18 protein-coding genes are annotated in these 23,086 nt (G+C 68.2%); 12 read left to right on the forward strand and 6 right to left on the reverse strand.

Annotated elements, in window-relative coordinates:
- Positions 1 to 96: 96 nt before the first annotated feature.
- Positions 97 to 252, reverse strand: a complete 156-nt coding sequence (locus tag ACTJI2_RS12540; protein WP_440842293.1) for a hypothetical protein — start codon at positions 250 to 252, stop codon at positions 97 to 99.
- A 37-nt stretch (positions 253 to 289) separates the two neighbouring features.
- On the opposite strand from ACTJI2_RS12540, the gene ACTJI2_RS12545 reads away from it, so the two are divergent.
- Positions 290 to 1,000, forward strand: a complete 711-nt coding sequence (locus ACTJI2_RS12545; protein WP_440842294.1) for a DUF6058 family natural product biosynthesis protein — start codon at positions 290 to 292, stop codon at positions 998 to 1,000.
- A 119-nt stretch (positions 1,001 to 1,119) separates the two neighbouring features.
- On the opposite strand, the gene ACTJI2_RS12550 is transcribed toward ACTJI2_RS12545, so the two are convergent.
- On the reverse strand, positions 1,120 to 2,142 hold the full coding sequence (locus ACTJI2_RS12550) for an NADP-dependent oxidoreductase (protein ID WP_440842295.1): 1,023 nt from the start codon (positions 2,140 to 2,142) through the stop codon (positions 1,120 to 1,122).
- 272 nt (positions 2,143 to 2,414) lie between these two features.
- On the opposite strand from ACTJI2_RS12550, the gene ACTJI2_RS12555 reads away from it, so the two are divergent.
- On the forward strand, positions 2,415 to 3,209 hold the full coding sequence (locus ACTJI2_RS12555; protein WP_183639459.1) for a CHAD domain-containing protein: 795 nt from the start codon (positions 2,415 to 2,417) through the stop codon (positions 3,207 to 3,209).
- Between the two features lie 51 nt (positions 3,210 to 3,260).
- Here the strand turns inward: ACTJI2_RS12555 and ACTJI2_RS12560 are convergent, their stop codons facing one another.
- From ACTJI2_RS12560 to ACTJI2_RS12570, 3 genes are all read right to left on the reverse strand, one after another.
- The gene (locus tag ACTJI2_RS12560; RefSeq protein ID WP_440842296.1) at positions 3,261 to 6,251 is read right to left on the reverse strand and encodes a bifunctional diguanylate cyclase/phosphodiesterase; all 2,991 of its coding nucleotides are present in this window, start codon (positions 6,249 to 6,251) and stop codon (positions 3,261 to 3,263) included.
- Positions 6,252 to 6,385: 134 nt separating this feature from the next.
- Positions 6,386 to 8,197: a diguanylate cyclase domain-containing protein gene (locus ACTJI2_RS12565; protein WP_440842297.1), complete on the reverse strand. Its 1,812-nt coding sequence runs from the start codon at positions 8,195 to 8,197 to the stop codon at positions 6,386 to 6,388.
- A gap of 240 nt (positions 8,198 to 8,437) precedes the next feature.
- Complete coding sequence (locus ACTJI2_RS12570) at positions 8,438 to 8,869, reverse strand: nuclear transport factor 2 family protein (RefSeq protein WP_440842298.1); 432 nt, start codon at positions 8,867 to 8,869, stop codon at positions 8,438 to 8,440.
- Positions 8,870 to 9,121: 252 nt separating this feature from the next.
- On the opposite strand from ACTJI2_RS12570, the gene ACTJI2_RS12575 reads away from it, so the two are divergent.
- Positions 9,122 to 10,468, forward strand: a complete 1,347-nt coding sequence (locus ACTJI2_RS12575) for a choice-of-anchor Q domain-containing protein (protein ID WP_440842299.1) — start codon at positions 9,122 to 9,124, stop codon at positions 10,466 to 10,468.
- A gap of 171 nt (positions 10,469 to 10,639) precedes the next feature.
- Here ACTJI2_RS12575 and ACTJI2_RS12580 read toward each other — a convergent pair whose 3' ends face one another.
- Positions 10,640 to 11,650, reverse strand: coding sequence for a glycoside hydrolase family 43 protein (locus ACTJI2_RS12580; protein WP_440842300.1), 1,011 nt, complete (start codon positions 11,648 to 11,650; stop codon positions 10,640 to 10,642).
- Between the two features lie 181 nt (positions 11,651 to 11,831).
- Between ACTJI2_RS12580 and ACTJI2_RS12585 the strand changes: the two genes are divergently transcribed.
- The 9 genes from ACTJI2_RS12585 to ACTJI2_RS12625 all read left to right on the forward strand — a co-directional run bounded on the left by ACTJI2_RS12585 (position 11,832) and on the right by ACTJI2_RS12625 (position 23,086).
- Positions 11,832 to 12,752 carry a 2-dehydro-3-deoxygalactonokinase gene (locus ACTJI2_RS12585; protein WP_440842301.1) on the forward strand — a complete coding sequence of 307 codons (921 nt, stop codon included), beginning with the start codon at positions 11,832 to 11,834 and terminating at the stop codon, positions 12,750 to 12,752.
- Positions 12,753 to 12,896: 144 nt separating this feature from the next.
- On the forward strand, positions 12,897 to 14,024 hold the full coding sequence (locus tag ACTJI2_RS12590) for an aldose epimerase family protein (protein WP_440842302.1): 1,128 nt from the start codon (positions 12,897 to 12,899) through the stop codon (positions 14,022 to 14,024).
- Between the two features lie 103 nt (positions 14,025 to 14,127).
- A complete protein-coding gene (locus ACTJI2_RS12595) occupies positions 14,128 to 15,279 on the forward strand; it encodes a cellulase family glycosylhydrolase (RefSeq protein WP_440842303.1) in 1,152 nt (383 codons plus the stop codon).
- Positions 15,280 to 15,348: 69 nt separating this feature from the next.
- Entirely contained in the window at positions 15,349 to 18,105 is a 2,757-nt protein-coding gene (locus ACTJI2_RS12600) for a TonB-dependent receptor (protein WP_318287884.1), read from the forward strand.
- Positions 18,102 to 19,682, forward strand: a complete 1,581-nt coding sequence (locus ACTJI2_RS12605) for a sialidase family protein (RefSeq protein ID WP_440842305.1) — start codon at positions 18,102 to 18,104, stop codon at positions 19,680 to 19,682. The genes ACTJI2_RS12600 and ACTJI2_RS12605 overlap by 4 nt, the downstream gene beginning before the upstream one ends.
- Before the next feature lie 102 nt (positions 19,683 to 19,784).
- On the forward strand, positions 19,785 to 20,504 hold the full coding sequence (locus ACTJI2_RS12610) for a FadR/GntR family transcriptional regulator (RefSeq protein WP_203322771.1): 720 nt from the start codon (positions 19,785 to 19,787) through the stop codon (positions 20,502 to 20,504).
- A gap of 10 nt (positions 20,505 to 20,514) precedes the next feature.
- Positions 20,515 to 21,150 carry a 2-dehydro-3-deoxy-6-phosphogalactonate aldolase gene (locus ACTJI2_RS12615; RefSeq protein ID WP_141455254.1) on the forward strand — a complete coding sequence of 212 codons (636 nt, stop codon included), beginning with the start codon at positions 20,515 to 20,517 and terminating at the stop codon, positions 21,148 to 21,150.
- Positions 21,147 to 22,295, forward strand: coding sequence for a galactonate dehydratase (gene dgoD / locus ACTJI2_RS12620; protein WP_183639469.1), 1,149 nt, complete (start codon positions 21,147 to 21,149; stop codon positions 22,293 to 22,295). The genes ACTJI2_RS12615 and dgoD overlap by 4 nt, the downstream gene beginning before the upstream one ends.
- Before the next feature lie 5 nt (positions 22,296 to 22,300).
- Positions 22,301 to 23,086 carry an SDR family NAD(P)-dependent oxidoreductase gene (locus tag ACTJI2_RS12625; protein ID WP_318287886.1) on the forward strand — a complete coding sequence of 262 codons (786 nt, stop codon included), beginning with the start codon at positions 22,301 to 22,303 and terminating at the stop codon, positions 23,084 to 23,086.

The raw sequence follows: 23,086 nt of genomic DNA on the forward strand, positions 1-23,086 counted from the left end.
AGAGCGGAGCTCGCTCCGCTGCTTTTTTTCCACGTTCGAGTCCACGAAGCCGAGCAAGCTCGGCTCTACGTGGAGCGGGGCTCGATGTCGCCCGGCTCAACCCGCCGGATTGAACCGCTCAGCCTGCGCCTGGAATTCCCGCACGATAAAGTCGATCAGCGCGCGCGGGCGCGGGGTGTCGCGGTTCCTGCCCAGCGACGCCTCGTCGTGGATCACCGGCGTGGTGCTGGATGTCGCCGGTGGCCGAATCATGCTCTGATCCGTTTCTGTCCCCTTCCCCCTCGACGCCATGAACCGGACCGACGCCTACCTGCGACATCACTACTGGACCGACACGCAGCTGGCGAACGCATGCGGCCTGACGCTCGAACAGCTGGATGCGTTGCTCGCGGAAGACCTGGTGCCCGCGCCCTCCTACGTCGTCAGCGCCGACGGCACGCTGCACTCGGCCGCGTTCGGCGAATTCCCGCAGACCGGCGCGACGCCCGGGCGCTACTTCCATCCCGGCACCGTGGCCTGGGTCACCCGCGCCCAGGAGGCTCGCGCGCAAGGCGGAGCCGAGGCCGCCCGTGCAACGCTGGAACAGCGGTTCCGGCATGGCTTCGCCGCCGCGCTGGCCGGACTGGATCGGGAACTGGCGCGCCTGCCCGACAGCTTCGATGATCACGGCACACCAATCGCCGCCGGCCTGGACACCCGTACCGCCGGCGCCTGGGACGCCTTCCGACAGGGCATCTTCGGCCTGTGCGTGGCCGATCCGGCGACCGAACAGGCCATCGCGACCAAGGAAATCCTGCAGGAAGCCTTGACCACACTGCGGGAACGGCACCTCCGGGACGCTCCCGGCGCGGACATCGACCGGACCGCCGCGCTGGCCCTGATCCAACGCTATGCGCGCGCCGCGATGCCGTTCTCCCCGCTCGAATACCCGCGCAGCAGCCGCAAGCGACTGGTCGAGGACTTCGCCGCTGACCTCCATACCGGCGCTGTCCCGGGCTGATCGGATCGACGCCAGCCACAGGCCTCCGTAGAGCGGAGCTCGCTCCGCTGCTTTTTTTCCACGTTCGAGTCCACGAAGCCGAGCAAGCTCGGCTCTACGGGCACCCGGCGTGCTATCGCTCAATCCAGCTTCACCACCAGCTTGCCGAAGTTGCGTCCCTTGAGCAGGCCGAAGAAGGCTTCGGGCGCGTTCTCCAGGCCTTCGATGATGTCCTCGCGATACTGGATGCGGCCGTCCGCCAGCCATTGGCCCATCTCTTCCAGGAAGCGGGGAAACAGATCGATGAAATCGCGCTGGATGAAGCCGCGCACGCTCAGGCGCTGGCGCAGGATCTGGCTGAAGAATCCGGGCAGGCGATCCGGTCCCGGCAATACCTGGCCGCGCGCGTTGTAGGTGGCAATCGTGCCGCAGACCGGGATCCGGGCGAAGTCGTTGAGCAGGGGAACGACCGCGTCGAACACCTTGCCGCCCACGTTCTCGAAGTACACGTCGATGCCGTCCGGTACCGCGGCGCGCAGCTGCTCGGAAAAATCATCCGCGCGGTGATCCAGCGCGACGTCGAAGCCGATCGTTTCCAGGTACCGCCGCTTGGCCTCGCCGCCGGCGATGCCGACGGTGCGCGCACCGCGCATCTTCGCGATCTGGCCGACCGTGGCGCCGACCGGGCCGCTGGCGGCGGCGACCACCAGCGTTTCCCCCGGCTGCGGCTTGCCGATCTCGTGCAGGCCCGCGTAAGCAGTGAAGCCCGGCATTCCGTACACGCCCAGCGCCGTGCTGATCGGCAGCGTCATGCCGTCGAGCCTGCGCGTGATCGCATCGCCATCGACGACCACGAACGTTTGCCAGCCGCCCGTGGCCACGACCTGATCGCCCACCGCGAATCCGGGATGGCGGGATTCCAGCACCTCGCCCACCGTGCGCCCTTCCATGACGTCGTCGATGGCCACCGGCGGCGAATAGGAACGCCCGGCATCCATGCGTCCGCGCATGTACGGATCCAGCGACAGGTAGCGGTTGCGCAGCAGCACCTGGCCCGGACCGGGCGCGGGCACCGGCAATCGTTCGAGCCGGAAGTGGGACGCGTCGGGCTCGCCACTCGGACGCGCCGCCAGGACGATACGGGTGTTGATGGGATTGCTCATTCGCGGGAACCGGGTTCAGGGGGGCCGACAGCATCGCACCGGCACCACTCTCCCTGCCCGGGAACCCGCTCGAAATCTGTGTTCCATCGGGAGCGGTGAACCAACGGGGCGGCCGTCCTCGCCTGCACCGGGGACATGCGACGTCAATCTGCCTTCCATCAGGCAGGTCGGGTCCCCGCGGGAAACGCCGTCCTTTGGCCGACGGGTGCCGTGCTTGGCAGACGGGCGTGCCGGGACTAAGGTGGCGGTCCGCCACGCCGCCGGCGCCGCCGATGAAGTCCTCCGCCCGGGGAACCCTGCAGGCTCGGATCAACCGCCGCGTCCGCCTTGAACTGCGGGCGGTGCGGCGCGCGCTCGCCGATCGGCGTCATCCGCACCGCGCGGTGCACGAGGCGCGCAAGGCCATCCGGCGCCTGCGCGCGTTGCTGGCGCTGGCCGTGCGGCGGCTGGAGGCGATCGAAGTCGTGGACCGGGAGTTGCGGCGCCTCGGCGACAGCCTGTCCCGGCTGCGCGATGCGCAGGTCGCGCTGGAAACGGCCGAGGCCATCGCATCGCAGGAACCGGCCTCTGCGCAGAACGTCGTGCGCTGGCTGGCCGAACGCCGCGATCACATGCTGGAACGCGCGCTCCGCCGCGATCCCGACTTCGCGCGCCGGCAGATGCTGCTTGATGCCTGCACGCGCGCGCTGGAGACGGTAGCGTGGTCGGAACTGGAGGACGACGACCTGCACGAGGCGCTCCGTCATTCGCGCAAGCGCCTGAAAAAAGCCGAACGCAAGGCGGAACGCGATCCGTCGCCGGAGCATCTGCACAGGTTGCGCCGCCGCGCGCGGCGCCTGCGCATGCAACTGGAACTGCTGCGCACGCTGGTCCCGGATTTCCATCCGGAGACGCTTCACGGCGAGACTCCGGGCAAGGCCATCCGCATCCTGCACAAGCAGAGCAATCGGCTGGGTCAACGCCAGGACAAGGAGCACCTGGCCGATGTGCTGGAACGCATGCCGATGACCTTCGAGCGCGAGGTCATGCGCCGGCGCATCGAACGCGAGCTGAAGGAACCGCGCTGACCGGGGCTGTCGCAACGGATACATGATGCCGTCGCGACGTCCCGCCGCACGCTATCGCCGGGAAACCACCCGCCGGTCCGCGTCCAGCCGTTCCATCACCACCTCCAGCGGTGCCGGCCTGGCCACGTAGAAGCCCTGCACGTAATCGCAGGCATTGTCGCGCAGCCAGTCGTACTCTCCCTTTTCCTCGACGCCCTCGGCGATGGTGCGCAAGCCAAGGCCTCGCCCCAGCGCGATGAGCGCGCGGCAGATGGAAGCATTCTTCTCGTCGCGATGCACGCCGATCACGAAACTGCGGTCGATCTTCAGGTAATCCAGCGGCAGATCGCGCAGGTACGCCATGCTGGAGAAGCCCGTGCCGAAATCGTCGATGGAAATGCAGACGCCCTGGCGCTGCAGTTCCTCCAGCGAAGCGCGCACGGCCTCCCGGCTCTTGAGCATCGCCGTTTCCGTGAGCTCCACATGCAGGGCGCCGCGCGGCAATCCATGCCTGTCCTGCACCTGGCGAAGACTCGATGGCAGGGTGCCCTGCAGGAACTGCACGGCGGACACATTGACGGCGATGGCGATGTCGTCCCAGCCTGCCGCGCCCAGCCGCGCCCTCGCCCGGGCCGCATGCTCCAGCACCCATTCGCCGATCGGCACGATCAAGCCGGATTCCTCGGCCAGCGGCACGAAATGGGCCGGCGGTACGTAGCTGCCGTCGTGCTGGCGCCAGCGCAGCAAGGCCTCCATCGCCACGACGTCGCCGGTGGTCAGGCAGGTGACGGGCTGGAAGAACAGCTCGAACTCGTTGCCTGCGATCGCACGGCGGAGCCGCGACAGGATGGCCAGGCGCTCGGCGGCCTGCTCGTTCATTTCCAGCCGGAACACGGTCGCGGGCTCGTTCTCGTTGCGGGAATGCAGCGCCGCCAGCGCGGCGTGATCGACCACCTGCTCCGCGGCGCCGGGCACCACGCCCGGTGAATCGGCCACGCCAATCCAGGCTTCGACCCGGTGGCTGCCGCCTTCGAATTCGACCGGATCCGCCAGCACCCTGACCACCTCCGCGACGAGCCGCTCGATCTCGCGCGCGTCCCGTGCGACGAGCACGAACGCATCCGAAGGCAGGTAGGCGGCCGGCCCGTAGCGGCCGGCCACCGCGGCCAGCCGGCGCGAGATCTCCGACAGGATGGCTTCGCCCATCCGCCGGCCGAGCGTGGGGGAGACCACCTCCAGATCCCGCAGTTGGAGGTAGACCGCGCCATAGGGCGTATGCCAGTTCTGCGAGCGCGCATTCACCTGATCGATCAGCGCGCGCAGTTTCAGCAGGCCCGTGCTTTCATCGTGAGTCGCCCGCCACGCCAGATCCTCCTCGTAGGCGACCCGTTCGCTGACGTCCTCGGCCAGCACCAGCCGGGCCGGGCGTCCGTCGAACTGGATGCTGCTGCTGTGCACGCGCACGTACATGGGGCGTCCGTCGCGGCTGTAGTGGATCCAGACATTTTCCGATTCGCGCGGCTCGGCGGTATCGTGCACCGACTTCAGCACCTCGGCCTGCTCCTCGGGCGAACGGATCTGGAGGATGGTCATGCCGAGGAACTCCTCGCGCGAATAGCCATACTTGCGGATGGCCGCCTCGTTCACCGCCAGGAACCGCAGCGATTCCAGATCGAATACCCAGAACGGCAGCGGATTCAGATCGAACAGCTCGCGGAACTGGATTTCCGCGCGCTCGATCTGGGCCTGGCTTTCACGGCGTTCGGTGATGTCGACGATGGTGCCGGTCATCAGCGGCTTGCCGGCTTCGTCTGCCACCCGCGCACCGCGCGCGCTGATCCAGCGGATCCTCCGATCCGGAAGGACGACCCGGTATTCGGAATGGAACGACTGCCCGCTGGACAGCGAGTCGGAGAACTCGCGGCTGACGCGCTCGCGATCCCCGTCGTGCATGCGTTCGAAAAAGTCCTCCAGCGGAATCAGGTCCGGCTTCTGGTCGAATCCGAACAGCGCGGCCGCCTGCGCGGAAGCGCGGACCTTTTCCTGATCCAGCTCCAGCGCCCAGACCCCGGCACGCGAGGCCTCCTGCGCCTTGGCCAGCCAGTCGGCATGCCGCGCCAGCTCGCCCTGCGTGGCCATGCGCGCGGTTTCCGAGGACAGCAATCGCCTGACCAGATAGGCGGCGCCCAGCCAATAGAAGATCAGCAGCAAGGACGCGCTGATCACGTAATTCCACCACGGCGCCAGTACTTCGCGTTCGGCGATGCCGACCGTCACCACGAACGGATAGCCGCTGGTGGAGGTGAAGCTGGCATAGCGCCGGATGCGGTCGATGGGGCTGACACGCCTGACCTGCGCGGTTCCTCCCGCCGCGAGTTCGGCCGGGATGTCGACCCGCTTGCCGATATCGCCCGCCTCCCCCTGGCGCGCCAGCAGGTATCCGCCGCGATCCAGGATCGCCGCGCTGCCCAGCTGGCCGATGTCCAATCCTTCCAGCAGGCGTTGCAGTTCGCCGGTCCGCAAACGCGCCACCAGCCAGTTGCCATCGGGGGTCCGCAACGCCAGCGGGACCACCGGATGGCTGTGGCCCTGTATCTGCAACCTGCCGATCCTGAGATCCCCCTCGCCCGACGGCGGCTGGAAATTGGTTCCCGAGGAATACTCGCTGACCCCGCGCCTTATCGGCTTTCCCTCGCGGTCGTAGAGATCGATGTCCTGGAGTTCGGCGTTTCTGGAAATCACGCCGCGGATGGCCGACGAGATATCCCAGGTGCTCTGCGACGGATAGGCGCGCACATGACCGTCGGCGTCGCCGGCCATGCCGCGCAGCGCGCGTTCCAGATGGCGGATTTCGTAGTGAAGCAGGCGGTCGACGCCCACCGCGACCGCCAGGCTGTGGCGCTCGGCGGCTTCGACCCGGGTGGCGCGGTCATGCACGATCGCCGCCAGCAGCGCGACGGTGAGGGCCAGTCCCAACAGGATGCCGAACCTGCGGAAGGCCGGCAGGGAGCGGGCCAGCGTGGCGAACCCGGCGGGATTCATGTCCTTTGAATCGTCAGTCATGGCGGGAAGATCGATCCGGACGACCCTCGTTCCACGGTGGAAGGATTTTTACGTTACCCAGTGCATAGGCGCGTTTTTGTGATGAACGTCGTCACTTGCCGTTGACCCGGAGTGCCCGGTCCCTCCGCAAGGACTCAGGCGCTCGATGCTTCCGCGCCCAGCACGCTCACCCGGTATTGATCACGGCCGTTCTCCTTCGCCTCGTACAGCGCATCGTCCGCCGCCACCAGCAGATCCTCCTGCGCCTCCACTTCGCGGGCGAAAGCGGCGCCGATGCTGGTGGAGATCTGCAAGGTCAGATCCTCCAGCTGCAGCGGTTCGCGGACGCTGGCGATGATCTTCTCGGCGACCACCTTGACCATCACCGGGTGGGTGATGTGTTCGAGCAGGATGACGAACTCGTCGCCGCCCAGCCGCACCACCAGATCGGTCGCGCGCACGCACGACACCAGCCGGCGCGCGAATTCGCGGATGACCCTGTCGCCGACCGCGTGTCCATGCGTGTCGTTGATGCACTTGAAGTGGTCGATGTCCAGGTACATCAGCGCCAGTGCCTCGCCGCTGCGCTCGATGCGCAGCAACGCCAGCGACAGCCGTTCCTCCAGTTGCCGGCGGTTGGGCACACCGGTGAGCGCATCCACCCGGCTCAACCGCTCCAGTTCGCGACGACTGGCTTCCAGCGCTTCTTCCGCCGCCACCCGCCGGCTGATGTCGCGCCCGGTCAGGATCAAGTCGTTCTCCGCCGGATTGTTCTCCTTGGGGATCGTCCGCATCACCACTTCCATCCACAGGTAGTGCCCGTCGTGGTGGCGGACCCGGTACTTGAGCGTCTGCGGCTGGCCGGAGGCGAGCACTTCGTCCATCGCCACCCGCTGCCTGCCCTGGTCCTCCGGATGCACCAGACTCCAGCGCAGGCCCAGCATTTCCGCCGGCTTCCAGCCCAGGATGTCCTCGGCGGCGGGCGAGACGTACACGCGCTCGCCATCCGGCCGCAGCCGCACCACCAGATCGCCGGAGTAGTCGGCCAGCAACCGGTAGCGGTGTTCGTTCTCGCGCACCTTCGAGGTCAGCTTGTCGCGCTCGGCCATGCCCAGCACCACCGGAATGGTGATCAGGCAGCCGCCGGCCAGGTACAGCTGAAACAGCGCGATGCGGCCGGCATCGCCCAGATCCTCCGGTCCCCACAACGGACCGTAGCCGTGGGCGGTCAGGGTGCCGCCGATGACGCCCAGCAGGATCACGCCCGCCGCCACGCCCGGGAACCGATGCCGGAACGCGGCCAGCAACAGCGGCGGATAGGTCAGGAAAAGCACCGGGTACGAAGTACTGAACACCAGCGCGCCCACCGCGGCGATCAGCGCCATGCTGATGACGAAGCTGCGCCGCTTGCCACGCGGCGCGATGGCCCGCCAGCCTTCCACGTGCAGGACCAGGGTGGTGGTGGCAAAGATCACCATGCCCACCACGTGCGCGGCATACCAGCCCAGGAAAGCCCGCACGAAACTGGACGGCACCGAAGCTTCCGCCATCCACGCCGCCAGCACGCCGGACAGCGCGCAGCCGGCCAGGGTGCTGGCGGTGGCGACGCCGCCCAGGGTCAACCAGCGCTGCGGGTCGCTCACGTTCGGCACCACCCGGCGCACCGACCAGGCGACCACCAGCACTTCAATCAGGTGGCAGGTCGCCAGGAACGCCGCGGCTCCAAGCGGCACCCCGGCCAGCCACTGGCCCAGCAGGTCCGCCGCGATGCCGACACCCAGACAGAACGGCCAGGCGCGCGTCTCGCGCGCCAGCAGCCAGCCGGTGAGGATGCCGCTGGATATCCAGACGGCGGCGAGTTCGTCCGCGCCCTTCCCCCATTTCAGGGAAAGCCACGCCGTCCCTCCGACCAGCACGGCCAGCGCGATGCCGTCGGACCATCGATTGACCTGCTTCCCAGCGCCCACCGCGCCCCCTCGCCACACCCGGCCAGACACCAGCCTGGCCTGCCTCCCGTCATCGACGTGTCGATGACCCCGCGCCAGTGTAGCCACCCTGGGGCCGGGGGATAACGGCGGCATGCATCGTCGGGGGGATTCGACGCTTCCTGGACGCCGGCCGTCAGCCGGCGCCGCGCACCGCCATCGCGCAACCCCATCGTCCGCCGGGTCCGGCCTGCCTGCGCGAGCCCCCCGCGGACGCGATGCTCAGACGACGCCGTGCCGCTTCAGCAGCGCCTGCTCGTCGCCCGATACCCAGCCGAAGACCCTGGCCTCGCCGCCCCGAATCTGGACCAGGTAATGCACCTCGAAATCGATCGCCGTTTCGGCAAGATCGTCGCGCGCATAGGTCGCGGTCCATGCCACGCTGGCCATGCAGTGAAGCCCGTCGATGGGCGCGACGCGGATATCCCGTATCCGCATCCGCCGGGTACCGATGTCGCGATAGTGCGCATACCCCTGGGCCATGACGTTCCTGAGCTGCTGATCGTTCTTGCCCGACATCACCCCGGCCGGCGAAGCGGCGATGAAGTCCGAGGCATACAGGGATGCGACCTCGTCCATGTCCGCCTCGCCCGCCAGGGCTTGCCGGAACAGCCGCTCGTAGCGTTCAAACAGCCTTCTTGTTTCCGTTTCCATGACAGGCGCTCCGATGAGGGTGCCGGCCCCATTCTGCCTCCCCGGAGCGGTGGCAAGCCGGTGAAGGCGCCGCCTGCAGCAGGATCGTCCCTCCTGACGCCTGCTGTCGCGTCCGCTGGCATGCACGGGTGGAATCCGGCACCCCAACCGGGGACCCGCGCCCACTCGCCGGCAAAGGCGCGCTTTTCACGACCCGACCACACTGGCGGCCGCAGGCTCGCCTGGCACCGCCGTGCCTCCGGAGATTCCGCCATGATGCGTCGTGGTTCGCATGCAGGGCTCCTGCTTGCCGCGTTGTCCGGGATGGCGGCGATTACCGGATCCGGCCAGGCGCACGCGGCCACGATCACGGTGGGCAACTGCGACGACACCGGTCCCGGAAGCCTCCGCGCGGCGGTGGGTTCCGCCGCCAGCGGCGACATCATCGACCTGCGCGGGCTGGCCTGCGATCGCATCGTGCTCGGCGGCAGCCTGTACTTCGGGCAGGGGGACCTGACCTTCAAGGGTCCCGGGCGCGCGCGGCTGGCCATCGACGGCAACTGGTACGGCAACCGGGCCATCGAGCACTGGGGGCGCGGGACGCTGCGCATCGAGGATCTTTCCATCGAGAATTCGCGCGACGAGGTCGGCGGATCGCACGACATGGGCGGCTGCATCAAGTCGCTGGGGAACATCGAGATCGTGCGTTCCCGCGTGCACCACTGCCTGCTGGTCGTCCGCGATGACATCTACTGGACCGAGGAAGGCCGTGGCGGCGCGATCTATGCCTTCGGCAACGTGCTCATCGAGCGCAGCATCGTGTCCGATGCCCACGTGACGACCTTCGGCTATGGCGGTGCGGTCAACGCGGGCGGCACGGTGACGGTCCTGGACAGCCAGATCCGCGACAGTTCGGCGTACTACGGCGGTGGCATCGCCGCGAACGACCTGACCCTGCGGCGTTCGGTCGTGAGCGGAAACCGGGCGCGGGTCGGTGGTGGATTGCACATCGATGGCGCCGCGTTGATCGAGGACTCCACGATTTCCGCCAATGCCGCCTCCGAGCCGCAGCATCCGGCCCGCGACGAACCCCTGGCCGGAGGTGGGATGAACGCCTACTCCGGTCCCGTCATCGTCAACAGCACCTTCAGCGGCAACATCGCCGAATACTGGGCGGCGATGCTCCTGCAGGGCGCGGGGGTTCGCATCCTCAACAGCACCATCGCATTCAACGAGAACACCCTGGATTGCAGGGGCGCTCTGCGATCGGTCCTGGAGATCGACCTGGAAAGCACGGTGGCCGCACGCAACACCTGCCTGGGCGCGCCATCTGCCGACGTATCCGTCTACATCGATGGTGTCGTGGGCAGCCACAACCTGATCCAGTCGTCGCAGGCGTCGTTGCCGGCGGATACCCTCCAGGCCGATCCGCTGCTTTCGCCGCTGGCGGACCACGGCGGTCCGTCGCCCACCCACCTGCTCCTGCGCGGCAGCCCGGCCATCGATCGTGGCAGCAACCTGCTCGACCTCCGCCACGACCAGCGTGGGCGTCCCTTCCCGCGCGTGCGCGGCGACGCGCCGGACATCGGCGCGACCGAGAGCAGGTTCCGGGCGGAGTGATCAGTGCGCGCCGGATGCCGTCCGGTGCGTGATGCGATCATTCCACCGGAAGCATGATCCCGCGATCCGGGGGACTCGCGCCGCTGGAGACTCCGCCGGCGTTCGTTGCCACGACGCTGGACGGGCAGAAGCATCCAGCCATTGAGCGCATGCGGCTCGCCGGGACGGGCTTCATCGGGTCCCGCCTGCGGGCGCGGCACCTTCGCCGACCGGCGGATCCAGCCATGGGGTTCCATCCTCGCGCCAATGCACCGGCTGGATGCGCGGGGATCGCTTCGCCGTGCATTTCATGTCGGGCCCGGGATTGGCGTGATACACGATCCAGGCACTGCCGTCGGGCATGTCGAAGAAGCCGTTGTGGCCGGGTGCGTGGACATGGCCAGCGGGATTCTTCGCCAGGATGGGTTGCGGCGCCTTGGTCCACGACGAGGCTTGCAGCGGATCGCTTCCAGGGCGCGCGTGCAGCAGGCCGATCGCATAATCGTCCGACCAGCAGGCGCTGCCCGAGTATGAGAGGAACAGATCGCCTCGGGGCCCGGCGAGGAATTCCGGCCCTTCCAGGATCTGCCGACCGCCCTGCCGCTCCCAGTCCTGGTCCGGGCGCGCGATGATGGTTTCCTCGCCGACCAGCGTCCACGGATCGGACATCGCCACGATTGCGAGCACGCTGTCCGGGCCGACGTATGGCGAATAGACGAAGTAGCGCTTGTCACCGATGGCGAACGTGGTGCCGTCGATGCCGGGATACCGGGTGGCGAGCCGACCACGATCGCGCCATTCGCCGGTGGTCGGATCGGCGTTTCCGTTTTCCAGCACGAAGACGCCGCGATGATCGTCGTCATCGTGGCCGCTGGCCGCGGCGGTGTAGTACACGTACCACTTGCCGTCGATGCGATGCAGCTCCGGCGCCCAGATCGACTGGGCGTTCGGACCGCGCGCCGGCGGCCGCCAGATGGTCGTCTCCTCCGCCTCGGCCAGGTGCGCGAGATCGCGGGTCTTGCGGATCGCCAGCCGGTTGCCGTGCGTGCCCATGTAGTAGTAGATCCCGCCGTCGCGGACGATCCAGGGATCCGGCCCGGAAGGCAGCAGCGGATTCCGGAACTCCGGTGGTTCGGCGGCGTTCGCCGTGCTCGTGTACAGCAGGATTGCGCCCAGCAACAGGCGTGCCGGCCAATGGAACATGAGTCCTCCTCGGTTTCCGGTCAGCCCGGCGCCGCGTGATGCGGACGACGGCGGGAAGACGGGCCGCGTGCGACCCGGTTTGCATGGAGCCGCCAACGTAATCATATAATCCGACAATATACAAGCCGCCTCCGCGCCGATCGCGGCCAGCGGATCGCACCGCCCACATTCGAGCCTCGCCATGAACCACGCGCACGCGGACAGCATCGTCGGAATCAACTGGGGCAGCTCCAATTTCCGCGCCTATCTCATCGCCGCCGACGGCCAGGTGATCGACACGCTCGAATCCGCCTCCGGCATCACCACGCTCTCGCGCGAGGGCATGGTCGATGTCGCCAATCGCGTGCGCGCACGCTGGCCACAGGCCGGCGCCGTCTACGCGGCCGGCATGATCGGCTCCAACATCGGCTGGATCGACGCGGGCTATGTCGACTGCCCGGCCGGCCTGCGGACGGTGGGTGCGGGCCTGGTGCCCGTGTGCATCGGGGAGCTGTCGCTGCACATCGTTCCCGGCCTGGCCTGCGTGCGCGAGGCCGATGGCGCGCCGGACATCATGCGCGGCGAGGAAACCGAACTGTTCGGCCTGCTGGCCGGCGATCGACTCGGTGATTCGCCCGTGATCGCCCTGCCCGGCACGCACACCAAATGGGTGCGCCTGCGCAACGGGCGCGTGCATGACTTCATGACCGCGATGTCGGGCGAAATCCACGACCGCCTGTCCGCGGCGGGCCTGCTCGCCTCGGTCGTGGAGGGCCCGGGCCACGATGGCCCCGCGTTCCGGGACGGCGTAGGCGCGGCCGCGGCCCATGCCCTCGGCCTGGGCGCGCTGCTGTTCGGCGTTCGCGCACGGGTGATTCGCGGCCTGCTGCCGCGCGCGGACGCCAGCGCCTACCTGCGCGGCCTGTTGATCGGGGCCGAGATCGCCGACGCGCTGGCGCTGTTTCCGGAACTGCGCGCCACCACCGTGCCGCTGGTCGGATCGGCACCGGTGTGCGTGTTGTACCAGGCCGCGCTGGCGGTGCAGGGGATCGCCTCGCGGCCGGTCGCCTCGGCGGATGCCGTCGTACGCGGGTTCACCGGCATCCATGCGTTGCGCGGCTAGCTTGGCCGAGGCTGCTCACGCGGGCCGCGTGACCGAGGCCGCCTGCCATGTGTTGCGCCGCAACGTGCATATTGTCTGATTATATGTTTTTGTAACCTTCCACGCCGTTGGGAGAGGTCAAGAGCGATGTTGCTTGGCAAGGGGATGGCAGTTGGTTGCATGGGTGCGCTGGCGCTCGCGGTCGCCGCATCGGCGGGCGCGCAGCAGCGCACGGTCGTCGGCACGCTGCCGGACGGCACGAAGGTCGAATCCATCCTGCTGCGCGACGGCAGCGGCATGCAGGCGCGCGTACTGACACTGGGCGCGGCGCTGCATTCGCTGGAAGTGCCGGATCGCGACGGCAAGTACGCCGACGTGGTGCTGGGCGACGCGACGCTGCAGGCCACGCTGGCCAAGCCGCAATATTTCGGCACCGTCGTCGGGCGCTTCGCCAACCGCATCGCCCGCGGCAGGTTCACGCTGGATGGACGCGAATACAGCGTGCCCACCAACGATGGACCCAACAGCCTGCACGGCGGCACCCGTGGCTTCGACAAGGTGGTCTGGGACGTGGTCGAGGCCAAGCCTGATCGCGCCACCCTGCGCCACGTCAGCGCCGACGGCGACCAGGGCTATCCCGGCACGCTGACGGTCACCGCCACCTACGCGCTCGAAGGCGACGGCCGCCTGGCGATTGAATACCGCGCCAGCACCGATGCGCCGACCATCGTCAACCTGAGCAACCACGCCTATTGGAACCTGTCCGGCGAAGGTTCGGGCACGGCGATGGATCACGAATTGATGATCGCCGCCGACGCCTATACGCCGGTCGACGCCACCCTGATTCCAACGGGCGAGTTCCGGCCAGTGGCCGGTACCGTGTTCGACTTCCGCACGCCCAAGCCAATCGGCCGGGATCTTCGCACCGGCAGCGAGCCGCAGTTGCTGCATGGTCGCGGCTACGACCACAACTGGGTGATCAGCCGCGAACCGGCGAAGGAAGCCCGTGAGGTGGCGCGCGTGCACGACCCGCGTTCCGGCCGGGTGATGTCGCTGGTGTCCGCGCAGCCTGGCCTGCAGTTCTATTCCGGCAACTTCCTGGACGGCACCACGGTGGGCAAGAGCGGCCGCGTATACCGCCAGGGTGATGCCATCGCGCTCGAACCCCAGCTGTTTCCCGACACGCCGAACCAGCCCGCCTTCGGTTCGGCGCGCCTTGTGCCCGGCCAGCAGTACGTGAACCGCATGGTCTACCGGTTCTCCACGGACAAGGACGCCAGCAGCACCCGTTGATCCCGGCGCCAACCGGCGCCGCATGCCACCCACCGCGACGGCCCCGGCCGCCGTGGATGCCGGAGGCATGCCCGAATCCTCTCAGGTAATGGAGATGCATCCGATGCAAAAGTGGCTCACCCCCCTGCTTGCAATCCTGTTCGCCGCGACCGCGCCGATGGCGACGGCCGCCGACGGCGAACGCTGGTCGCAGGCCGAAGCGAAGAGCTGGTACGAACAGCAGCCCTGGCTGGTCGGCGCCAACTACACCACCTCCAACGCGATCAACCAGCTGGAGATGTTCCAGGCCGAGAGCTTTGATCCGGTGGCGATCGATCGCGAGCTCGGCTGGGCGCGCGAAAAGTTCGGCATGAACACCATGCGCGTCTATCTGCACGACCTGCTGTGGAAGCAGGATCAGAAAGGTTTCCTGAAGCGCCTCGACCAGTTCCTCGCCATCGCTGCGAAGCACGGCATCCGGCCGATGCTGGTGCTGTTCGACAGCTGCTGGGATCCGGATCCGGTGCTCGGCGCGCAGCGCCGCCCGATTCCCGGCGTGCACAACTCCGGCTGGCTCCAGAGCCCGGGCCGGCACGAACTGGTCGATCCGGCCAACGACGCGCACTTCCGCGCCTACGTACAGGGCGTGGTCGGTGCCTTCGCCAACGACAAGCGGGTGCTGGCCTGGGACCTGTGGAACGAACCGGACAACCCGGGCGGCGGCAACTACATGGACAAGCAACTGGACCGCGAGCAGGCGCGCATCGAGGAACTGCTGCCCAGGATCTTCGAATGGGCGCGCGCGAAGAAGCCGATCCAGCCACTCACCAGCGGCGTGTGGATCGGCGACGACTGGTCGCCTGGCGCCAAGAGCCTGAACGCCATCCAGCGCACCCAGCTGGAGCAGTCCGACGTCATCACCTTCCACAACTACGAACAGCCCGAAGCCTTCGAGGTGCGCGTCGCCCAGTTGCGCGGTTACGATCGCCCGCTGATCTGCACCGAGTGGCTGGCGCGCGGCAACGGCTCCAACGTGGACACCATCCTGCCGATCGCGCGGCGCGAGAACATCGGCATGATCAACTGGGGCTTCGTCGACGGTGCCATCCAGACCCGCTTCCCGTGGGACAGCTGGCAGCGTCCGTACACCATGCAGGAGCCGACCCTGTGGTTCCACGATCTGCTCAAGGCCGATGGCACGCCCTACCGCGCGCGTGAAGCCGAGCTGTTCCGCAAGCTTGCCGACACGCCCGGGAACGCCGTTCCCAGTCACTGAACCGAGACGCCCCACTGGCCGCTCCCGCGGCCGGCGGGTCGCTCATGCCCCTCTTCCGGAGAAGATGTCATGAACACTCGTTTTCCCCGCTCCCTGCTGTCGCTTTCGATCCTGTCCGCCCTCATGTTGCCGACGCTGGCCATGGCCCAGGATGGCAACGCCGGTACGACCGCGCAGCAGGCGCCGGCCGACCAGAATCCTTCCTCCCAGGACGCCACCAACCTGGATACGGTCGTGGTCACCGCGTTGCGCCAGAGCCTGCAGACCGCGCAGGCGATCAAGCAGGACGCGGACATGGTGGTCGATTCGATCGTCGCCGAGGACATCGGCAAGTTGCCCGACAACAGCGTGGCCGACGCGCTCCAGCGCGTGACCGGCGTGCAGATCGCGCAGGGCGGACAGGGCGAGACGACCTCGGTGGTGATCCGCGGCCTGCCCAACGTCATCAGTACCCTCAACGGTCGCGAGATCTTCAGCGGTTCCGGGCGCGGTTACGCTTTCCAAAACCTGCCGGCCACCGCGGTGAAGACCCTGCGCGTCTACAAGAGCAGCGAGGCCAGCCTGCCGCTGGGCGGCATCGCCGGCCTGGTCGACATCGAGCTGCGCCGTCCGTTCGACTTCGACGGCGCCGAAGTGGCCGGCACCCTCACCGGTACCCACAGCGAGTACGGCGGCAAGGTCGACCCCAACGCCAGCCTGCTGCTCAGCAACCGCTGGGACACCGACGCCGGCGAATTCGGCGCGCTGGTCAACTTCGGCTATCTGGGCAAGCACTACGCCTACGACGCGGTGTGGGGCGACTTCCCGAAGATCGTGACCGACGGAAGCAACAACCCGATACGCACCACCGAGGGCAACCTGATCGCCGCACCGAATGGTTGGGGCACGGCGTACAACCAGGGCGATCGCAAGCGCGGCGCATTCAACTACGCCCTGCAGTGGAAGCCCAACGATCGCACCGAGGTCTACCTGGAAGGGCTGTACGACTGGGTCCGCGACGATTTCGACCAGGCGTTCTACTTCTCGTTCCCGAACGGCGCGGTGGCCCCGTCGCAGCTCGGCGTCGGCAACCACTGCTATCCCAACCAACTGGACGGACCGCTGGCCGGCCAGACCGTCTGCGACGCGACCAGCGGTTCCTGGACCGGCGACACCTACGCCGCGACCAGCACCCAGGCACACAAGCAGCGCGGCCAGGACATCCAGAACGCGCTGGGGGTGAAGTGGGACGGCGACCAATTGCACCTGTCCACCGAGTTCACCCGCACGTCCGGCTACTACCGCGACGAGAACTTCATCATCGACACCTTCCTGAGCGGTCCGATCACCACGGTCTGGGAAGGCACGTCCGGCAGCCACCAGAACTGGTACCTGGCCGGCGACCCGGCGCTGGATCCGTCGCGCTTCTACCTCAACGGCCTGTTCCAGACCTGGGCGCACTCGCGTGGCGAGGAGAACAGCTGGCGTGGCGATGGCCGCTTCGAATTCCTCGACGGCCCGATCGCGTCGATCCAGTTCGGCCTGCGCTATGCGGATCGCACCGCCAGCGCCAAGGGCAGCGTGGAAATCTCCACGCCGCCGCCGGGTGGCGCGGGCACCGACAACATCACCGCCAACCCGAACCCGGACAACCAGGTGGTGGGCCTTTTCCCGGCCTCCAGCTTCTTCTGCAGCAAGCGCGACAACGCCGCGCTGCATCAGAAATTCCTGGTGCCCTGCTACGACTACCTGATCGACAACGCCGACGCGCTGCGCGCGTTCTACGGCCTGCCCGCCGGACTGGCCCCGGAGAATCCCGGCCGCTTCTTCGACATCGGCGAGCGCAAGGCCGCCGGCTACCTGCAGGCCAAGTACGACTTCGAGTTGTTCGGCCTGCCGGTCGACGGCCTGGTCGGCGTGCGGGTGGAGAAGGTGAAGCGCGATCTCAGCGCCTTCTCCTTCGATGCAAGCACCAGCGTCTACAGCCCGATCACGCGCCAGACCGACGACACCAACACGCTGCCCAACGCCAGCATGAACCTGCACTTCAGCGATGAGTGGCAGCTCCGCCTGGTCGCCGCCAAGACCATCAGCTATCCGGACTTCGGCGCGCTCAACCCGTCGATATCGCTCAATCCGGGCACCATCAACCGCCCCGGGATCGCATCCAGCGGCAATCCGGATCTGAGCCCGATCGAATCGATGAACTACGACGCTTCGCTGGAGTGGTACTTCTCGCCGGTGGGCTATGCCAGCGCGGGCGTGTTCTATCGCGACATCGACGGCTACATCCAGACCTACGTCACCAACGTGACCATCGGTGGCGCGCCGTACGAACTGTCCTCGCCGCAGAGCGCCGGCAGCGGGCACCTGCAGGGCGTCGAGCTGGCGTACCAGCAGACCTTCGACTTCCTTCCCGGCGCCTGGAGCGGCCTGGGCGCGCAGTTGAACTACACCTACATCGACGGATCCACCCGCTCGCCACAGTTCATCGGCGGACCGGAGATCTCGCGGCCGCTGCAAAACGTGTCGAAGAACAACTACAACGCGGTGCTGTTCTACGAGAACCAGGGGCTTTCGGCGCGACTTGCCTACGGCTACCGCAGCCGCTACATCGACTTCTTCACCCAGCCCACCGTGTCCGGCAACGAGGACCAGGTGGAACCGGCCAGCTCGCTGGACTTTTCGGTCAGCTACGACGTGACCCCGCAGACCACGCTGGTGTTCTCGGCCACCAACCTGCTGGGCAACAACCTGCACCAGTTCTGGGGCGACGGCGATACCCGTCCGCGCGACATCCGCTTCCAGGACAAGACCCTCGCCCTGGGCCTGCGGTTCAAGCTGTGAAGAAGCACGCGACGCCCCGCGTGAAGTGGCTGGCACCGGCGCTGCTGTGCGCCGGTGCGGCCACCGCCGCGCCGGCCACGGACGATGCCGCTCGCGGCGCGCGCCTGGCCGCGGGCGTCGGTTACGTGTCGGCGATCCAGTTGGCGCACCAGCCGCGTGCGGATGACAACGGGCGCATGTTGCTGGTGTTCGAGCCGTCCGCTCCGGGCGGCATTCCGCTGTACGAAAGCCGCGACGCGGGTGGGCATTGGCGGCAGGTCGGCGAGATCACCGACCGGCCGCACGGCGACGCGCGCCGCTGGCAACTGCGCTGGCAACCGCATCTGAGCGAGCTGGCCCGTTCCAGCGGCGACCTTCCGGCGGGCACCCTGCTGCTCGCCGCCAATTCGACCGGCCGCAACGAACGCGATCAGGTGATCGCGCAGGACCTGCAGCTCTACGCCAGCCGTGACGGCGGCCGGCACTGGGAGTATCGCGGCAGCATCGTGCGGGGCGGTGGCCAGCCCTCCGACCGACTCAACCAGGGAGTCTGGGAACCCTACATCGTGGTGCTGGACGACGGCCGCATGGTCGCCTTCTACTCCAGCGAGCAGCACAAGCCGGCCGGTTTCAACCAGTTGCTGGCGCACAAGGTCTCGCTCGACGGTGGCCGCAGCTGGGGCGAGGAGACCGTGGACGTCGCACTCCCGGGCGGCGTCGAACGCCCCGGGATGGCCATCGTCGAACGCGTCCCCGGTCGCGGCTACGCGATGGTGTTCGAGAACATCGACGGTGAACGCAACGGCCAGGTCCATCTGAAATTCAGCGCCGATGGACTGGACTGGGGTGCGCCGGAGGATCCGGGCATCGCCCTGCGCACCGCCGCAGGCGCCTGGCCGGCGGCGTGCCCGAGCATCCGCTGGCTGCCCGGCGAAACCGCCGACGGCGTGTTGCTGGTGGCCGCGCAACGGGCCGGCGGCGGTGGCGATGCGGGTGGCCGCACGCTCTATCGCAATGACCATGGCGGACGCGGACCCTGGTGGGAAGTCGACGCCCCGGTGCGCAAGGCCAGCGGCAACATCCACGCCGGCTGGACCCAGGCCATGCTGGTCCGCGCCGACGGCCAGTTGCTGCACATCACCTCCTCCTCCATCGCCTCGGCGCCCGCGCGGGCCGAGTCCAACGAGATCCTGCATGCCACCGCGCCGCTGGCGCTGGGGCGGTACGAAGCCGAGAACGCGGCCCGCCGCCGCGCCGCGCAGATCGACGACGCCGGCGCGTCGGCCGGCCGCAAGGTGCGCCTGGCCAGCGGCGCCGACGCCAATCTCGTGTTCGAGGTCCGGGCCGGACGCGCCGGCGATCGCCACATCCGCCTGCGCTACGCCGACATCGGCTTCGCCGCCGCGCCGCGCGTGCGGGTGAATGGCCGGGAGCTGCCCGCCCCCGCTTCCGCCGCCAGCACGCCCCGCGCCGGCTGGCGCGAGGCGGCGTTCGTCGCATCCCTGGAGGAAGGCGACAACCGCATCGTCGTCAGCAACGGCGACCGGCCGCTGGACTACGACTATCTGGACATCGCCCCCGCGTCGGTGGCGCCATGATTTCCCACGGTTCCCATGCCATGCCCCCAGTCGTGCTATACCCCTATTGTCGGATAATCAGAGTGGCCGCCGGACGCGGCGCACCGAACCCAAGGGGCTCCAGTGAAGCAAATCGCGGTACGCAATCTCTACGACCAGGTCATCCAGGCGATCGGCCGGATGATCGTCAGCGGCGAGATCAAGCCCGGCGAACTCCTGCCGCGCGAGGAAGTGCTGGCCCAGCGCATGGCGGTGAGCCGGACCGCGCTGCGGGAAGGATTGAAGGTACTCGGTTCCAAGGGCCTGATCGAAACCAGGCAGAAGACCGGCACCCGGGTGCGCGAACCGCGCCACTGGAACCAGCTCGACGGCGACATCCTGGCCTGGCGATGCGCCTCGATGCCGACCGAGGACTTCGTCGAGAAGCTGGTGGAGATGCGCGAAATCATCGAACCGGCCGCGGCGGCGGCGGCGGCACGGCGGCGCTCGCCGGAGCAGTTGGCGAAGATCAAGGCGGCCTACGAGGCGATGGCCGCGGCCACCGACCAGGACGCCTGGGCCAAGGCGGACCTGGACTTCCACGAGAGCGTGCTGGACGCGACCAACAACGAACTGATGGCTTCGCTGTTCTCGGTCATCGACGCGGCGCTGGGCGCGTACTTCCTGCTGTCGGCTCAGACCGCGGCGGACTTCAAGTACTCGTTGCCGCGCCACTTCGACGTCTACGACGCGATCCGGCTCAAGCGGCCGGAATCCGCGCGCGAGGCGATGCTCGGCATGATCGAGGACTCGCGCGCCAACATCAAGAAAGGACGAGGGCGCACGCGCAAGTCCACCCGCTGAAGGAGTTCCCATGAGCACCGCCTGGATGCAACCCCTCCCTCTGGTTGCCATCCTGCGCGGGCTCACCCCGCAGGAAGCGCCGGCCATCGGCCTGGCGCTGGCCGAGGCCGGCTTCCGGATCCTGGAAGTCCCGCTCAACTCGCCGCAACCGCTGGAAAGCATCGCGCTGCTGGCGCGCGCGCTCGGTGACCATTGCCTGGTCGGTGCCGGCACGGTGCTCACGCCTCGCCAGGTCGAGGACGTGAAGGACGCCGGCGGCCGGCTGATCGTGATGCCGCACGCCGATGTCGACGTCATCGCCGCGGCGCACGCGCTCGGGCTGCGCTGCACGCCCGGCGTCGCCACCCCCACCGAGGCTTTCGCCGCGCTGCGCGCCGGCGCCGACGCGCTGAAGCTGTTTCCCGCCGAGCAACTGCCACCGCCGGTGCTGAAAGCCTGGCTCAGCGTGCTGCCGCGCGGCACCGGCGTGTTGCCGGTGGGCGGCATCACGCCCGAACGAATGGCCGCCTATCGCGACGCCGGTGCAACGGGCTTCGGCATCGGCTCGGCGCTGTACGCGCCCGGCACCCCGCCCACCGAAGTGGCGCGGCGGGCGCGCGCCTTCATCGATGCATGGAACAAGACCAACCGGGACCCCACCCCATGAAGATCACCGCCATCACGCCTTATCTCGTGCCGCCACGCTGGCTGTTCGTCCGCATCGATACCGATGCGGGCATCAGCGGCTGGGGCGAACCCATCGTGGAGGGCCGCGCGCATACCGTGGCCGCCGCGGTGGAGGAGCTGTCCGACTACCTCATCGGCCAGGATCCGCGCCTGATCGAGGATCACTGGAACGTGCTGTATCGCGGCGGTTTCTACCGCGGCGGGCCGGTGCTGATGAGCGCGCTGGCCGGGATCGACCAGGCGTTGTGGGATATCCACGGCAAGGCGCTGGGCGTGCCGGTGCATGCGCTGCTCGGCGGCAAGGTGCGCGATCGGATCCGGGTGTACTCGTGGATTGGCGGCGACCGCCCGGCGGACACCGCGCGCGCGGCGAAGGAAGCGGTGGCGCGCGGGTTCACCGCGGTCAAGATGAACGCGACCGAGGAGGTGCAGTTCGTCGACTCCCACGAGAAGGTGACCCACGTACTGGAAAACGTGCAGGCCGTGCGCGATGCGGTCGGCCGCGAAATCGGCCTGGCGGTCGATTTCCATGGTCGCGTGCACAAGCCGATGGCCAAGGTGCTGATGCGTGAACTCGCGCCGTTCGGGCTGATGTTCATCGAGGAGCCGGTGCTGTCCGAACACCTGGAAGCCATTCCCGAACTGGCCGCGCTCTCGCCCGCGCCGATCGCGCTGGGCGAGCGCCTGTACTCGCGCTTCGACTTCAAGCGCGTGCTGCAGACCGGCGGCGTCGACATCATCCAGCCGGATCCCTCGCATGCCGGCGGCATCACCGAAACCCGCAAGATCGCCGCGATGGCCGAGGCCTACGACGTCGCGCTGGCCCTGCATTGCCCGCTCGGGCCGATCGCGCTGGCCGCCAACCTGCAGCTGGACGCGATCTGCTACAACGCCTTCATCCAGGAGCAGAGCCTGGGGATTCACTACAACGCCGCCAATGATCTGCTCGACTACCTGGCCGACCGCGCGCCGTTCGCCTACAACGACGGCTACGTGGCGATTCCCGGCGGCCCGGGCCTGGGCATCGAAATCAACCAGGCCTACGTGGACGAGCGGGCCTCCGAGGGCCATCGCTGGCGCAATCCCGTCTGGCGCCACGCCGACGGCAGCGTGGCGGAGTGGTGATCCCGATGACTGAAACAACACCTCCCGCGGGCGCGATGGCGCGCTATCCCAGCCTCGCCGGCCGCAGCGTGCTGATCACCGGCGGCGCCACCGGCATCGGCGCCAGCTTCGTCGAACACTTCGCCCGCCAGGGCGCGCGCGTCGCCTTCCTGGACATCGACGATGCCGGCGCCAAGGATCTGCTGGACGGCCTCGGCGCGGTCGAGCACGTCCCCGTCCACCTGCGTTGCGACGTGACCGACCTGGACGCGCTGCATGCGGCCATCGCCGATGCACGCCGGCACGTCGGGCCGATCGCGGTGCTGGTCAACAACGCCGCCAACGACGGGCGGCATGGCTTCGGCGACACCACGCCGGCCGACTTCGAGCGCAACATGGCGGTGAATCTGCGCCACCAGTACTTCGCCACCCAGGCGGTGGTAGCCGACATGCGCGCGCTCGGCGGCGGCTCGGTGATCTGCCTGGGCTCCACCGGCTGGATGATCAAGAACGCCGGCTATCCGATGTATGCGATGGCCAAGTCCGCCGTGCATGGGCTGGTCAACGGTCTGGCGCGCGAACTGGGCGCTGATCGCATCCGCATCAACGCGCTGGTGCCGGGCTGGGTGATCACCGAAAAGCAGCGGCGGTTGTGGCTGGATGCGGAAGGCGAGGCGCAGATCCGGCGCGCGCAGTGCCTGCCCGGCCATCTGCAAGCCGAAGACCTGGCGCGCGCGGCGCTGTTCCTGGCCGCCGACGACAGCCGCATGTGCACCGGCCAGGACTTCATCGTCGACGGCGGCTGGGTGTGA

It is taken from the genome of Pseudoxanthomonas sp. 22568 (assembly GCF_052044485.1).
Taxonomy (GTDB): Bacteria; Pseudomonadota; Gammaproteobacteria; order Xanthomonadales; family Xanthomonadaceae; genus Pseudoxanthomonas_A; species Pseudoxanthomonas_A beigongshangi.

Bases quoted from the DNA above. Each gene is read 5' to 3' on its own strand.
- ACTJI2_RS12550 (WP_440842295.1), bottom strand. From the start codon at position 2,142: ATGAGCAATCCCATCAACACCCGTATCGTCCTGGCGGCGCGTCCGAGT.
- ACTJI2_RS12560 (WP_440842296.1), bottom strand. From the start codon at position 6,251: ATGACTGACGATTCAAAGGACATGAATCCCGCCGGGTTCGCCACGCTG.
- ACTJI2_RS12585 (WP_440842301.1), top strand. From the start codon at position 11,832: ATGAACCACGCGCACGCGGACAGCATCGTCGGAATCAACTGGGGCAGC.
- ACTJI2_RS12600 (WP_318287884.1), top strand. From the start codon at position 15,349: ATGAACACTCGTTTTCCCCGCTCCCTGCTGTCGCTTTCGATCCTGTCC.
- ACTJI2_RS12595 (WP_440842303.1), top strand. From the start codon at position 14,128: ATGCAAAAGTGGCTCACCCCCCTGCTTGCAATCCTGTTCGCCGCGACC.
- ACTJI2_RS12545 (WP_440842294.1), top strand. From the start codon at position 290: ATGAACCGGACCGACGCCTACCTGCGACATCACTACTGGACCGACACG.
- dgoD (WP_183639469.1), top strand. From the start codon at position 21,147: ATGAAGATCACCGCCATCACGCCTTATCTCGTGCCGCCACGCTGGCTG.
- ACTJI2_RS12540 (WP_440842293.1), bottom strand. From the start codon at position 252: ATGATTCGGCCACCGGCGACATCCAGCACCACGCCGGTGATCCACGAC.
- ACTJI2_RS12575 (WP_440842299.1), top strand. From the start codon at position 9,122: ATGATGCGTCGTGGTTCGCATGCAGGGCTCCTGCTTGCCGCGTTGTCC.
- ACTJI2_RS12615 (WP_141455254.1), top strand. From the start codon at position 20,515: ATGAGCACCGCCTGGATGCAACCCCTCCCTCTGGTTGCCATCCTGCGC.
- ACTJI2_RS12580 (WP_440842300.1), bottom strand. From the start codon at position 11,650: ATGTTCCATTGGCCGGCACGCCTGTTGCTGGGCGCAATCCTGCTGTAC.
- ACTJI2_RS12590 (WP_440842302.1), top strand. From the start codon at position 12,897: ATGGCAGTTGGTTGCATGGGTGCGCTGGCGCTCGCGGTCGCCGCATCG.
- ACTJI2_RS12570 (WP_440842298.1), bottom strand. From the start codon at position 8,869: ATGGAAACGGAAACAAGAAGGCTGTTTGAACGCTACGAGCGGCTGTTC.
- ACTJI2_RS12625 (WP_318287886.1), top strand. From the start codon at position 22,301: ATGACTGAAACAACACCTCCCGCGGGCGCGATGGCGCGCTATCCCAGC.
- ACTJI2_RS12555 (WP_183639459.1), top strand. From the start codon at position 2,415: ATGAAGTCCTCCGCCCGGGGAACCCTGCAGGCTCGGATCAACCGCCGC.